This window comes from Lentzea aerocolonigenes, assembly GCF_000974445.1.
GTDB lineage: Bacteria > Actinomycetota > Actinomycetes > Mycobacteriales > Pseudonocardiaceae > Lentzea > Lentzea aerocolonigenes.
In genome coordinates, this window is record NZ_BBOJ01000006.1 from 395,486 (window position 1) to 410,534 (window position 15,049).

At 70.9% G+C, this 15,049-nt stretch carries 5 protein-coding genes; all 5 read right to left on the minus strand.

Annotated elements, in window-relative coordinates; genetic code table 11:
- Nucleotides 1-15 precede the first annotated feature (15 nt).
- From AOM45_RS14500 to AOM45_RS14520, 5 genes are read right to left on the minus strand one after another with little or no spacing between them, the layout of a single operon-like run.
- Entirely contained in the window at nucleotides 16-1,260 is a 1,245-nt protein-coding gene (locus AOM45_RS14500; protein ID WP_051784488.1) for an MFS transporter, read from the minus strand.
- Nucleotides 1,257-8,426, minus strand: a complete 7,170-nt coding sequence (locus AOM45_RS14505) for a non-ribosomal peptide synthetase (RefSeq protein WP_051784489.1) — start codon at nucleotides 8,424-8,426, stop codon at nucleotides 1,257-1,259. Before AOM45_RS14505 ends, AOM45_RS14500 begins: the two co-directional genes overlap by 4 nt.
- Nucleotides 8,423-13,258 (minus strand): non-ribosomal peptide synthetase, encoded by a 4,836-nt coding sequence (locus AOM45_RS14510; RefSeq protein WP_051784490.1) that lies wholly within the window; start codon nucleotides 13,256-13,258, stop codon nucleotides 8,423-8,425. The genes AOM45_RS14505 and AOM45_RS14510 overlap by 4 nt, the downstream gene beginning before the upstream one ends.
- Entirely contained in the window at nucleotides 13,255-13,470 is a 216-nt protein-coding gene (locus tag AOM45_RS51770; RefSeq protein WP_030472206.1) for an MbtH family protein, read from the minus strand. Before AOM45_RS51770 ends, AOM45_RS14510 begins: the two co-directional genes overlap by 4 nt.
- Complete coding sequence (locus AOM45_RS14520; protein ID WP_030472207.1) at nucleotides 13,467-14,882, minus strand: condensation domain-containing protein; 1,416 nt, start codon at nucleotides 14,880-14,882, stop codon at nucleotides 13,467-13,469. Before AOM45_RS14520 ends, AOM45_RS51770 begins: the two co-directional genes overlap by 4 nt.
- Nucleotides 14,883-15,049: the final 167 nt, after the last annotated feature.

A 15,049-nucleotide genomic window follows, 5' to 3' on the forward strand; every position in this document is an offset into this window, starting at 1 on the left:
GGCCGGCTCTCCGCGTCACGCGGAATCTGACTTGCCTGCGTCGTGGAACGAACGCGTTCCCGGACTGATCGAGGCGAGCAGGAGCAGCAGGACGTGCACGCCCATGGCGGCGATCACCGTCGCCCGCACGCCCAGGAGGTCGAGCGTGACACCGCCCAACGCCGACCCGATCGCGAGCGGTCCGTAGGCGAGCAACGTCACCGCGCCCGCGATCCGGCCGCGCATGTCCTCGGGCGCGACGCCGAACAGGTAGGCGCTCAGCGCCACCGTCCACACCCCGGCGGCACCGGCAGACAGGGCGAACACGGTTCCCAGTACGACCGGAGCGCTCACGAACGCCACGACGAGCAGGGGGCACGCCCACAGCAGGTTCGACAGGATCATGAGACGGGGCAGGGTGAACCTCCGTACCCACCAGGGCGTGCTCAACGCGCCGACAACTCCACCGACTCCCGCGGCGCCGGTGACCAGTGCCGCGACGAGCTCCGACCCTCCGCTTCTCCGCACGACGACCAGGACGGCGAGCTGCACCATCGGGAACAGCAGGTTGGTCGACGCGATCAGGCCGACGGCCAGGCGGGCGAACCGCTGCCCGCGCAGCCAGCTCACCGATTCGGCCACCTCCCGCACCACCGAGCCGCGCAGCGACCGCCTCGGCGGCTGAAGCGGCACCTTGATCCGCAGCAGCATGAGCAGCGACAGGACGTGGCTGATCACCGTGAACAGGAAAGGAGCCCAGGCGGCCAGCGCGGCGAACAGCCCGGCACCCGGCTGGCCCAGCAGGCCGGCCGCGCGTTCCCTGGCCTCGTTGCGCGCCGTCGCCGCGCCGATGAACTCCGCCGCGACCACGCTCGGCAGCGCGGCTCGCTCGGCAACCCGGTACACGACGGTGAAACCACCTTCGACGAAACCGAGCACCGCGAAGTGCACCGGGTGCACGCCGTTGACCAGAACCAGCACCACCACGACACCGACGACGGCTGCCCTGGCGATGTCGCAGACGACCATCAGAGTCCTGCGGTCGAAGCGGTCCGCGAGCACGCCGGCGGGCAGCTGCACCAGCAGGTACGGCAACTGCGCCGCCGCGGCCACCAGACCGGCGGCGGTCGCCGACCCGGTGGCCCACAGCACGATGAGCGGATAGGCGTAGGCGCTGACCCTGGACCCGAGGAAGGACAGTCCCGCGCCCGCCCAGAGCAACAGGAAGTTCCGGTTGCCCTTGAGTCCGGACGCTGGTGGCCTGATCGGGGGTGCGCTCACGGGAGAACCACCGCGGTGTCCTTCGTGGACAGTCCATCGACGACCTCGCGCAGCACCGCCACGAGCTCGTGCACCCGCGCCTCGGACAGGACGTCCTCGTGGCCACCGGACACCCGCCGCACGTCGAGACCTCCGGAGGCGAGTTCGGTCCAGCGCCGCACGTACTCCGGGTAGCCGCGGCCGCGCAGCACACCGTGGCCGTGCTCCGCGCAGTCGTCGGTCGCCAGCAGGAGCACCGGTGTCTCGATTGCCGGATAGCGGTAGGAGTACATGGCCCTGGTGAGCATCCGCATCCGGTTGAGCTGGAGCCGCACGGTGTCCCGATCCGACGCGGCCCCGGACAGCCGGGCGAGCCCGAGCAACACGGCGACCTCGTCATCGGGCACGGCCGCACCCGCGGCCATCAGCTCGACGAGCCTCTCGACGACGGGGTCGGTGGTCACGACGCCGGACGTGGCGGTGGGGTCGCCCGTCGGGTCGAGAAGAACCAGCGCCGCCGCCGGGGTACCCGCCGCGTCGAGCTGCGCGGCCATCTCCCAGGCGAGGGTCGCGGCGGAGGACCAGCCGAACAGGATCCTCGGCCCGTCCGTCGCCATCTCACCGAGGTAGCGGCCGGCCAGCTCACGGAGATCGACCGCCCGCTCGCCGAGCGACGCCGGTGCCTCGAACGCCGCCACCGCGCAGCCGTCACCGATGGAGTCGGCGAGCGGCACGAACCAGTGGGCACTGCCTCCCTGCGGATGCACGCAGTAGATGGCGGGCCTGCCCTCGCCCTGCCGCAGCCAGACCAGTGCCTCGTCCTCGCCGGACGCACCGTCCTGGGCGGCGAGCGCCGCGATCGTCCGATGCGCGAAGACGTCCCGCACGGTCAGCTGGAAGCCCTCGGCACGCATCGCGGACACCAGCGTCAGCGTGCGGATGGAGTCACCGCCCACCGCGAAGAAGTCGTCCTCGACCCCGATCTCGTCCACCCCGAGCACAGCCCGCCACACCTCGACCAGACGCGCCTCGGCCTGTGTGCGAGGCGCGACGGCCTCCCCCGCCCCGAGCGCGGCCCGGTCCGGGGCCGGCAGGGCCTTGCGATCCACTTTTCCGTTCGCGGTCAACGGCAGCACGGGCAGTTCGACGAGCGCGGACGGCACCAGGTGCTCGGGCAGCGAGGCCGCCAGCCGCCGCCGGATCTCCGCCGGGTCGGCGGTTCCGGCGAAGTAGCCGACGAGGCTCCCGGCGTGGACCTTCGCGGCGGCGTCCTGGACGTCCGGGCACGCGCGCAGCGCCGATTCGACCTCACCCAGCTCCACCCGCTGGCCGCGGATCTTCACCTGGTTGTCGCGCCTGCCGATGAACTCGAGCTGCCCGTCCGGCCGGTACCGCACGCGGTCACCGGTGCGGTACATCAGCCCGCCGCGGAACGGATCCTCGACGAACGCCTGCGCGGTGCGCTCCGGATCGTTGAGGTAGCCCCGGCCCACACCTTCACCGGCCACGTGCAGCTCGCCGGGAATGCCGACGGGCACCGGCATGCGGTTCGGGTCGAGCACGTACAACCTGGTGTTGCGAATCGCCCTGCCGATGGGCACGATCGGGCCCTCGATCGGCGTCCGCGCGTCGAGGAACGCGTGCGTGACGTCGTCGGAGCACTCGGTGGGCCCGTAGGCGTTGACCATCGGGACGTGGGGGAAGAGCGCGAACCACCGCGTGCACAGCTCCGGCGGCAGCGCCTCACCGGTGACCACGAGCCAGCGCAGACAACCGAGGTCCGGCAGCGGCGCACCCGCCTCCCAGTCGTCCAAAGCCGCGCGCAGCAACGAAGGCACCACTTCGAGAACCGTCACGGCCTCGGAGGTCACCGCGCCGAAGAGCGCGGCCGGGTCTGCCGCGGCCGACCTGTCCACCACGTGCACCCGGCCACCGACGACGAGCGGGGCGAGCATCTGCCACACCGACACGTCGAAGGTGAGCGGTGCGTTCTGCACGACGACGTCGCCCGAGGTCAGCTCCAGGTCCTCCACCTTGGCCAGCAGGTGGTTGGCCATTCCCCGGCGATGCACCACGGCGCCCTTCGGCATGCCGGTCGAGCCGGAGGTGTAGATCACGTACGCGAGGTCGTTCTCGTCGCCGATCGGAGTCGTCCACTCCTCCCGGGTGTGCTCCGCGCGCACCATCACCAGCACCTCGACCGGCAGGCCGTCGGCCGCGCTCCTGGCGTGCTCGACGTGTTGTGAGGCCACCAGCATCGCCTGTGCACCGCTGTCGGCCAGCAGCTTGGCCGTCCGCAGCACGGGTGCCGTGGTGTCCAGGGGGATGTAGGCGCACCCGGCGCCGAGCACACCGAGCACGGCGGCGACGAAACCCACACCTGAGTCCGCGAGGATCGGCACCACCGAACCGCGCGGCAGGCCGGCGAGCCTGGCGGTGACCACACTGGCCCGCCCGGCGAGCGTCCGATAGGTCACCCACTCGTCGCCGTCCACCACGGCGATCGCCTCCGGCGTGCGCTCGGCGAAGTCGCGCACCCGATCGACGACGCCCTCGGGGCTCAGGTCGCGCTCGGTCCGGTTCCACCGCTCCAGCACCAGATCGCGCTCGCCGGGCGGCAGGCAGGTGGCCCGCGCGTCACCGTCGAGGTCGGCGATCATCGCTTCGAACACCACGCGGAACATCGCCATGAGGCGTTCCCCGTTGGCCCTGCTGAGCACGCTTGTGTTGGTGTGCAACAACAGAACGTCACGCATGTTCGCGATGGTCAGGGCGAACTCGTTCGGGCTGTCGTCCATCACGGTGTCGGGTTCGACGAGGTCGGCGTCGACCACGTGGAAGTCGAGGTAGATGAAGAACGTGTCGATCAGCCTGCCGGTCGCGCCGGCCTCCCGGTGGATCTCCGGCAACGGGAACCGGCGGTGCGGCCACAGTTCGACGTGTTTGGCGAAGGTCTGCTTCACCAGTTCTCGCCACGTCTTCGCGGACCTGTCGCAGGAGAACGGCAACGTGTTCAGGTACATGCCCGCGACCCGGTCGGCGCCGAGCACCTCGGGCCTGGTGTCGCACACCAGGCCGGTGAAGAACTCCTCCGCGTCGGTGAGGGTGCTCATCACCTTCAGATAGGCACTGTGCAGCACGGCCTTGACGGAGACGTCCGCTCGCCGGGCGATGTCGCGCAGGTCGTCCATGATGTCGCGGCAGGACAGGTCGAGGCGGTAGCGCTCTCCTGGTTCCACGCCACGCCACGCCGCTGGCAGCTCGAACGCCGGATACCGGCTAACGACGTCCCGCCAGTATCGTCTGTCCTCTTCGGACTCGACTGATTTCTGTTCCGCGGCGACGAAGTCCGCGTAACGCACCGCAGGGGGCGGCGGCACCTCGGGCGCGGGACGGCCGGCGCTCAGCTCGAAGTAGGCGGTCAGCAGCTGCATCAGCAGCGAGTGGTAGCTCCAGCCCTCGAGGATCGGGTGGCATTCGGTGATGGAAACCCACCAGCCGTCGTCGACGACGTGGGCGAAGTACCGCAGCAGGGCGGGGCGTTCGATGTCGAACCGGCGTTCCCGCTCTTCGCGCGTCCACTCGCGGATGACCGCCTCGGCGGTCGGCCGGTCCAGCCCGCGCAGGTCCTGGGTGCCGATCTCCATCTCGGCGTGCGCGTGCACCACCTGCATCGGCACCGAGAAACCTTCGGGGTGCAAGGAGGTGCGCAGGATCTCGTGCCGGGACACCAGCAACCGTCCGGCTTCGAGCAGTGCCTCGTGGTCGAAGGCGTTGGGGTCCTTGACCTTGAACGAGCTGACGTTGTGGTAGAGGTTGGTGTCACCGCTGGCCATCATCTCGATCAGCATGATCATCTGCAGCTGTGACATCGGGTAGGCGTCGGTGACGCCGGGCCCCAGCAGCGCGCGGTCCTCCGCGGAGATCAGCGCGAAGGGTTCGACCGGTGGCTCCTCCGGCGCCGGCGCGGTCTGCTGGTCGAGGTGCTCGGCGAGCCGTGCGACCGTGCGGTACTCGAAGACGTCGCGCACCGAGACGGCGAAGCCCTCCGCCCTCAGCGAGCCGACGAGCGACACCGCACGGATCGAGTCACCGCCGAGGTCGAAGAACCCGTCGTGCACGCTGACCGTCTCCACGTCCAGCACGTCACGCCACACCGCGGCCAGCCGTGCCTCGGTCACCGTCCGCGGCGCGACGATCTCGCCACGGGCCCGCATCGCGCTCTCGTCGGGAGCCGGCAGGGCGCGCTGGTCCAGCTTTCCGTTGGGCGTCAACGGGATGACGTCGATGGTGACGAACGCCGACGGCACCATGTAGTCGGGCAGCTTCCGGCCGACGGTGGCGCGCAACTCGCCTGGATCGGGTGCGCCCTCGCCCAGGGGCACGAGATAGGCGACGAGCCTGCGGTCACCGGGAACGTCCTCGCGCAGCACCACGACCGCCTCGCGCACGGCCGGGTGCTCGGTCAGTGCCGCGGTGATCTCGCCGAGCTCGATGCGGAACCCGCGCAGCTTCACCTGGTGGTCGATGCGGCCGAGGAAGTGCAGGCTGCCGTCGGGCAGCCGGCGGGCCAGGTCACCGCTGCGGTAGAGCTTGGCGCCGGGGGCGTACGGGTCGTAGAGGAAGCGCTGCGCGGTCAGCTCCGACCGGTTGAGGTAGCCGCGGGTCACGCCGGGGCCCCCGACGTGGATCTCGCCGGGCACGCCGATCGGCACCAGTTCCCCGTGCCGGTCGAGCAGGTGGATGCGCAGGTCGTCGAGCGGGTGCCCGATCGGGTTGCCCGCGTTCGGCGCGAGATCGGCCTCGGTGACGCGGTGGAACGTCGAATGCACCGTGGTCTCGGTGATGCCGTACATGTTGATCAGAGCGGGTCCGTCGAGGCCGAACCGGCTGATCCACGGTGCGAGGTCGGCGAGTTCGAGCTTCTCGCCCGCGAAGACCACCGCCCGCAGCCGGAGCCCGACGAATCGGGCCGGGTCGTTCTCGGCCAGCGTGACGAGTCCGCGGAACGCCGACGGCGTCTGCGAGAGGATCGTGACGCCGTTGTCCACCAGCAGAGCGCAGAAGTCCTCAGGAGAGCGGGACACCTCGAACGAGACGACGACGAGCTTCCCGCCGTGCAACAGCGCGCCCCAGAGCTCCCACACCGACACGTCGAACGAGTACGAGTGGAACATCGACCACGCGTCGTTCTCGTCGAAGCCGAAGTGCCTGTCGCTCGAGGTGAAGAGGCGCAGCACGTTGGCGTGGGTGACGCAGACGCCCTTGGGACGCCCGGTCGAGCCCGACGTGTAGATGACGTAGGCGAGGTCGTCCGGGGTGCTGCGCACCTCGGGGTCGGTGGCGGGACGTGCGGCCAGCTCCTCTGCTTCGGTGTCGAGCACCACGACGGCGCCGGTGTGGACGGCGGCGAGCGCGGACAGGTGCCGCGAGGTCGTCACGACCAGCTCGACCTCGGCGTCGGCGAGCATGAACCCGAGCCGGTCGGCCGGGTACGCGGGGTCGAGCGGCAGATAACCCGCACCGGACTTGGTGACGCCGAGCAGGGTCGGCACCAGGTCGCCGTCGCGGTCCAGGCAGACACCGACGAGCTTGCCGGGACCCGCGCCCAGCGCCACGAGGTGGTGAGCGAGCCGGTTCGCGCGGGCGTTCAGCTCCGCGTAGTTCAGGGTCTCGCCCTCGAACGCGACCGCCGGTGCGTCGGGGGTTCTCGCGGCCTGCTCGGCGAACACCTCGTGCAGACAGCGGTCCGGCACCGGCACCTGCCTGCCGGACCCCCTGGTCAGCAGCTCTCGTTCGGCCTCGCCGACCAGGTCGAGCGAGCGCACCGACCGGTCCGGTTCCGCGGCGATCGCATCCAGCAGGCGCGCGAAGTGGTCCGCCATGCGCGTGATCGTGTCCGCGGTGAAGAGGTCGGTCGCGTACTCGAACACCGCGCCGATCGAGCCGTCGGGCAGCTCGGCGAGCCGCAGGGCGAGGTCGACCTTCGCGACCTGCCAGCCCAGGTCGACGTGCCCGATCGTCAGCCCGGCCACCTCCACCTCCTCGGGTGGCAGGTCGTGCAGGGTGATCGCGGCCTGGAAGAGCGGCGTCACCGACATGTCGCGTTCCGGCTGCAGGTCGTCGACCAGCCGGGCGAACGGCACGTCCTGGTGGTCGAACGCGTCGAGCACGGTGTTCCGCACGTCCGTGAGCAGCTCGGTGAAGCTCGGCGCGCCCTCGATCCTGGTGCGCAGCACCAGGTTGTTGATGAGGTAGCCGACCGTGCCCGCGAGGCGCGGGTCGTGGCGTCCGGACACGACGGTGCCCACAGTGATGTCGTCCTGGCCGCTGTAGCGCGCCAGCAGCACCTGGAACGCCGTGAGCAACGCCATGAACGGTGTCGCGCGGCCGGCGATGGCGAGCTCGCGCAACGACTTGGCGGTCGCGGCGGGCACGACGGTCTCGACCGCCGCACCGTGCCAGCCCCGCACGGGCGGTCGCGGGTGGTCCGTCGGCAGCTCGAGCCTGGGCAGCCCGTCGAGTTGGGCGCGCCAGTACCGCAGGTCGCGTTCGACCCGGTCGTCGGAGAGCCACTTCTGCTGCCACACCGCGAACTCCGCGTACTGGAACTCCGGAGGGGGCAGCGGTGAGGGCAGGCCCGCGTCGAACGCGTGGTACAGCGCACCCAGCTCGCCGAGCAGCACCTGCTGCGACACCTGGTCGGACGCGACGTGGTGGAACGTCGCGACCAGGAGGTGGTGATCGGCGGCGATCCGCAGCAGGACGAGCCGCAGGGGGTGGTCGTGCTCCAGGTCGAACGGTGTCCGCGTCTCGTGGCCGGCGAGCGTGAAGGCGGCGCCCTCGCGTTCGTCTTCCGGCAGGTGGGTGAGGTCGGCGACGGCCCACCGCGGCGGGGTGGCCGGGTCGATCACCTGGACGGGCTGGTCGCCGCGCAGCTCGTACCGGGTGCGCAGGATTTCGTGCCGTGCCACCAGTTCCGTCCACACGCGACGCAACGCGTCCTCGTTCAGCGCGCCGCGCAGCCGCAGCACCAGCGGAACGAGGTACTCGGTGCTGTCGGGTGCGAGGCGGTTGAGGAACCAGAGCTGCCGTTGCCCTTCCGACAGCGGCAGAGGTCGTGCGCGATCCACTGTCCGTTGTGGATCCTGCTCCGACCGGAGCACACCGGTCTGCTGCGTGGTCATGGAAGTTGCCCTTCTTCGGCCCTGGTCGCGTCTTCGAGCGCAGCGGCCAGCTCGGCCACCGTCGGTTTGTCGAACAACGTGCGGACGCCGACGTCGGCGCCGAACTCCTGCCTGAGCAGTGCCGCCAGCTTCGCGGCGCTGAGCGAGTGCCCGCCGAGCACGAAGAAGTCGTCGTGCAGACCGGTCTCGACACCCAGGACCTCGGCCCACAGCTCGGCCACCCGCCGTTGCGCCGCGGTCCAGTTCGCCCGGTCGCCGGACCGGCCGGTGGGGCCGGGCTCCGGAACGGGCAGCGCCCTGCGGTCGACCTTGCCGTTGGCGGTGAGCGGCAGTTCGTCCAGCCAGACGAGCACGTCCGGCACCTCGTGCGCGGGCAGGCGTTCGGCCAGGAAGTCGCGGACCTCGCCGGAACCCCGGCCCACGCAGTAGGCGACGAGCCGCTGCCCGCGTCCACCGTGGTCGTCCAGCACGAGCGTCGCCTCCCGCACGGCCGGATGCCGCAGCAACGCGGCTTCGATCTCGCCCAGCTCGACCCGGTAGCCGCGGATCTTGACCTGGTTGTCGGCGCGGCCGCGGAACTCCACGTCACCGGACGCGGTCAGCCGGCCCAGGTCGCCGGTGCGGTAGAGCCGCGAGCCCGCAGCGCCGAACGGATCGGGCACGAACCGGTCGGCGGTGAGCGCGGCGTTGCCGTGGTAGCCACGCGCCACGCCGATCCCGCCGACGCAGATTTCGCCGAGCACACCGCGTGGCACCGGCTGCAGGAACTCGTCGAGCACGTACATCGTCGTGCCGGGGATGGCGCGGCCGATGGACAGGTGCTCGCCGTCCCACGGCTGGTCCGCGTCGAACGCCGAGTTGCCGACGGTGATCTCGGTGGGGCCGTACTCGCCCATGAACCTGGTCTCCGGCTGGCCGGTCACCTCGCGCCAGCGGTCGCGCATCGTGGCGGGCACCCAGTCGCCCGCGGCACACACCACCGAGGCCAGTGGTGACGGCGGACGGTCCCGCAGCTGACCGATGATCAGCTCCAGCTGTGCGGGCGCGAGCTTGAGGAAGGAGAACGGCCCGGCGTCGGCGAGCGCGGCGCCGAGCTTGGACAGGTCGAGGTCCTGCCCGAACACGTGCACCGGCTGCCCGGTGAGCAGCGGGGTGTACAGGTTCGGCACCCCGAGGTCGAAGGCGATGGACGACACCACCGGCGCGCCACCGCTTCCGTGCGCGGCGTAGGTGTCGATCGTCCACATGAGATAGTTGGCGAGCCCGCGGTGGGACACCGCGACGCCCTTCGGCCGTCCGGTGGACCCGGAGGTGTAGATGACGTAGGCGAGCCGGTCGAGGTCGTCGGCGACCTCCGGCGCGGCCGCGGACTCGGTGGCGATCTCCGCGCGGTCGGCGTCGAGCAGCACCCGGTCGCCGGTGAACCCGTCGGCGAGCTTCACCAGCCGCGAGTCGCTGATCAACGCCTCCGCGCGGGAGTCCGCGAGCACCACGCGGACCCGTTCGGCGGGGAACGCGGGGTCCATCGGCACGTAGGCCGCCCCTGCCTTCCAGATTCCCAGCAGGCAGGGCAGGAGGTCGGTGTCTCGGTCGAGCAGCACCGCCACCACGGACTCCACCCCGACACCGCGGACGCGCAGCACGTTCGCGATCCGGTTCGCCCGCTGGTCGAGCTCCGCGAACGTGAGGCTGCCCCCGGGACCCGTCACGGCCGTGGCGTCCGGCCAGTCTGCTGTCCGCGCGGCGATCACGGCGTGGACAGGCGCGAGCGGGCCGGTGGCCGCGGTGTCGTTGTGCCTGCGCACCACGAGGTCGAACTCGGTCTCACCGATCATCGGCAGCAGCCCGACCGGCGTGTCCGGTGAGCTCACCAGTGCCGCCGCGAGCCGCGTGTAGTTGTCCGCGATCCCGCGGATCGTCGCCTCGTCGAACAACGCGGTGGCGTACTCCAGGATGCCTTGCAGGCTGCCGTCGGCGTGCCGGCGCATGATGAGCGTCAGGTCCGTCTTCGCCGTCCGCCAGATCTCACCCATCGCCTCGTCGTCGGCCGCGGTCGTCGTGGCCAGATCGCCCTCGTGCAGGTCGAAGATGGCCTGGAACAACGGAGTCCTGGACAGGTCGCGGTCCGGCTGGACCTCCTCCAGCACCCGCTCGAACGGGATGTCCGAGTTCGCGAACGCCGCCGTGCTGACCTCGCGGGTCCGCGCCAGGGCGTCGGCGAAGGTGTGGTGTGGCCGGATCCTGTTGCGCAGCACCAGTGAGTTGAGGAAGAAGCCGACGGTCGCCCTGGTCTCCTCGCGGGTCCGGCCCGCGACCGGCGTGCCGACCGCGAAGTCCCAGCCGCGCTGGTAGCGCCCCAGCAACACGCCGTACGCGGTCAGCAGCGTCATGAACGCCGTGGCCCCGTGCCGGCGTCCGGCTTCGAGCAGCGGGCCGGCGACCTCTGGCGGCAGCACGAAGTCGAGCGCCGCCCCGTCCGATCGGCGACCGGCCGCGCGCGGCCGGTCGGTCGGCAGCTCCAGCGGGGGAAGGTCGGCGAGATCCTCGCGCCAGTGCTCCAGCTGGGCCGACGCCAGTTCACCGGTGAGCGCGGCGCGTTGCCATGCGGCGTGGTCGGCGTACTGGAGCGGCACGGGAGGGAGTTCCTCCCCTGCGCACAGCCTGGCGAACTCGTCGGAGAGCACGGTCACGGAGTGACCGTCGACCGCGATGTGGTGCACGGTCAGCAACAACCGGGTGTCCTCCGCACCCGGCCGGATCAACAGGGCCCGCAGTACCGGTCCGTGTTCGAGGTCGAAGCCACGTCCGAGCTCAGTGCGGAACTCCTCGACGTCCTGTGCCGCGGGACCGTCGGCGATCCTCAGCTCGACCGGCCCCGGCGGATCGATGACCTGACGGGGTTCGCCGAGCCGCGCCGGATAGCGGGTCCTGAGCACCTCGTGCCGGGCGACGAGCTCGTCGAGTGCCCGGCGGACGGTGTCGGTGGCCGCGGAGGGCGGCACGCGCAGGAACACGGGGACGACGTACTCCCACGTCCCCGGCGTCAGCTTGTCCAGTACCCACAGCCGCTGCTGACCGAACGACAACAGGGACCGGTCACCCGGTTCCCGCGGTGCTGCCGGGTTCTCCTCGCCGGCGCGCGACAACAGCTCCGCCTGTGCCCTCACCGTCGTCGCGGTGAACAGCTGCCGGACCTCGACCTGCCTTCCCGACGCGGCCCTCAGCCCGTCGGCGAGCCTGGTGATGAGCAGCGAATGGCCACCGAGCTGGAAGAAGTCGTCGTCCGCACCGACGCCGTCGACACCGAGCAGCTCCTGCCAGAGTCCCGCCACCAGCCGTTCGGCGTCGGTCTCGAGCGGCGCGTCCGACGCGGCGGTCGTGTGGACGGCGAGGTCGATGGCCCTCAGTGCGCTTCGGTCGATCTTGGCGCCGACCGTCAGCGGCATGCTGGAGAGCGGCACGAAGACCGTGGGGATCAGGTAGTCCGGCAACCGGTCGCGCAGGTACGCGCGCAGCTCGGCAGGACCGGGCACGTCGCTCCCGGCGGCGTAGGCGACGAGTCGTTTCTCCCCGCCGAACACCACGGCGAGCACGGCGCAGGAAGCCACCCGGGGATGACCGAGCAGCGCCGACTCGACCTCGGCGGGTTCGATGCGGACGCCGCTGATCTTGAGCTGGTTGTCCGTCCGGCCCAGCCACTCCAGCAGGCCGTCCTCGCGCCAGCGGACCCGGTCACCGCTGCGGTACACGCGCGATCCGGGCGGTCCGACCGGGTCGGGGACGAACCGGTCGGCGGTCAGTTCCGGCCGGCCGAGGTAGCCCCGGCCGACCTGCACACCGCCGACCCACAGCTCGCCGGGTACGCCGACGGGGGCCAGCTCGCCGCGGTCGTCGACGACGATCAGGTGGCAGCCGTCGATCGGGCGGCCGATCGGTACCGGCCCTTCGGTCCGCGTCCTGTCGCAGAGGTGCTCGGACTGCTCGACCGCGCATTCGGCGGGGCCGTAGGTGTTCCAGATCTCGACGTCCGGCAGCTGGTCCCACACCTGCCGGCACAGCTCGTAGTGCAGCAGTTCCCCGCCCGTGGTCAGGAAACGCAGGCTCGTGCACCGGCGCAGCAACGGGTCGGTCACGAGCATCCGCAGCACCGACGGCACCAGCTGCAACACGGTGGCCCGGTGCCGGACGACGGCGGCGAGCATCATGGCCGAGTCGCGTTCGGCCCCGTCCGGAGCCATGACCACCACGCCGCCGCTGACCGGTGGGCAGAACAGCTCGGTGACCGAGGCGTCGAAGCTCAGCGCGCTCTTCTGCAGCCAGCGATCGGCAGGCCCGAGGTCGCGCCCCACGATCGTCGTCCGCACCCGGTTCGCCACGTTGCCGTGGGTCACCACAGCCCCCTTGGGCCGTCCGGTCGAACCGGACGTGTAGGTGACGTAAGCGGCGTCGTCCGCGGTCACGGCGACCGGGCCCACGGGCTGCCTGCCGTCGGTGAGCGCGCTGACGTCCTGCTCGGTGAGCACGAGACGGCAACCGGTGTCGGCGATGATGCCCTCGACGCGGCTGGCCGGGTGGTTGGGGTCGAGCGGCACGTAGGCGGCGCCCGCCTTCCAGATGCCCCACACGGCGACCGCGAGACCGGTGCAGCGACGCATGCGCACGCCGACCATCGCACCCGTGCCGTGGCCTGCCGCGAGCAGTGCGGCCGCCAGCCGGCCGGACTCGCGGTCGAGCTCGGCGTACGTCAGCTCGCCGTCGTCGTCGACAACGGCGACCGCGTCCGGAGTCCGTTCGACCTGGCGCGTGAAGAGTTCTGGCAGCAGCGCGTTCACACCGACTCCCCGGAGAGTCGCTTGCGGACGCTCAGCGGCGTGATGTCGTGCCACAGCCGGCCGATGTGCTCCAGGCACTCGTCGCGGGTGCCCTCGGTGCCTTCGGCCCGCCAGCCTTCCGGTAGTTCCCGGTCGAGCCACCAGACCGAGTACTGCTCCTCGTCGTTGACGACGACCCGGTGCATGAGACCGCTCTCACGTTGCGCTGTCAACGGCTCGCTCCTTCCGCGAGGTGGGGACGGCCCGTGGCGAACGCCAGCAGCCGCTCACGTTCTGTCTGATCGACCAGCTCGACCGAGGACACCCTCCGGCCGGGATCGTCGGCCGCGGCGCGCAGAAGCCGCACGAAGTGATCCCCCATCCGCCGGATCGTGCCGGGCAGGAACAGGTCCGCGTCGTACTTGACCGCGCAGTGCACCGAGGTCCTGCTCCTGATCACTTCGAGAGTCAGGTCGGACTGACCCGCCTGCTGCGGCATGTCCAGTGCGGTGAGGGAAAGGCCGGCGTGGTCCACCTCGGAACCGTGCGACCTGGTCGCCAGTGCCACCAGCGGATCAGCCGGGTTGACCGTGATCATGCTGACCGCCGCCTGTCCCAGCCCGGCGGTCCCTGAACGGCTGGGCAGGCCGAGCGCGCGGTGCAGCATCGAGAACGGGAAGTCCGTGTGGGGCGCGCCTTCCGTGAGCTGCCGGTGCACTCCGGCGACCAGGTCCGCGAAGGTCGTGAACGCGTCGCAGCGAGCCCGCAGCATCACGCGGTTCGTGTAGTAGCCGACAACTCCCCGGTGGGCCAGGGACATTCCCGACGCGGCGTCGCAGCCGACCAGGAAGTCGTCCTGACCGGTGTAGCGCTGCAGCAGTGCCTGGAACACGCCGATGAGGTGCCGCACCGGCGTCACCCGTGCCGCGCGTGCGGCGGGCTGGAGACCCTCGACGACATCGGCGGGCAACTGGAAGGTGTGCACCGCCCCGGCGTAGCGGCGTTCCGCCGGGCGTGGCCGGTCGAGCGGGAGCTCGAGTCCGGTGGGAGCGTCCGCGAGCACGGACCGCCAGTACGCGGCCATCTCCTCTCCCCTGGCGGAGCCGAGCATCCTCCGCTCAGCGGTGACGAAGTCGTCGTAGGTGTGCCGCAGCGGCTGCCAGTCCGGTTCGGCGCCCGCTCGTACCGCTTGGTAGGCCTGGAAGAGTTCCCGCACGACCAGGGAGAGCGACGCGAAGTCCGTGGCGATGTGGTGCGTGACGAGCACCAGCGCCGCGTCCCCGGCGCCCACCTGGAGAAGCACCAGCCGGGCCGCGCCGTCGGTCTCCAGCGTGAAGGGCTTGGCGATCTCGTCGTGGACGAGCTCCCGCACCCGCTCGTCGTCGGCGTTCGCCGCGTAGCGGATCTCCAGGGGAGAGATCGGTTCGTCGCACACGATCCGGCGTGGTGTTCCCTCACGTTCGGCGAAGCGCGAGCGCAACAGGTCGTGGCGGCCTGCCACCAGACCGAACGCCTGGCAGAGCGCGGTCACGTCGAGCGAGCCACGCACCCGCATCGCCCAGGCGACGTTGTACGCGGCGGACTGCGGAGCCATGCGGTACAGGAGCCACAACGCTTCCTGACCGACGGACAACATGCGTTCCATTGCGATCGATCTCCCCAGCCGACGTGGGCGACAACCTCCGAGCACGGAGAACGATCGCCGCGTGGGAGCGCGGTCACATCACCCATGTGGCTATGCGGACTCGCAATTCCCCGCCCTCTGGTCCTTTTCGGACTCACCGGTTGTGCGGCATGTCCACATGGGTGATG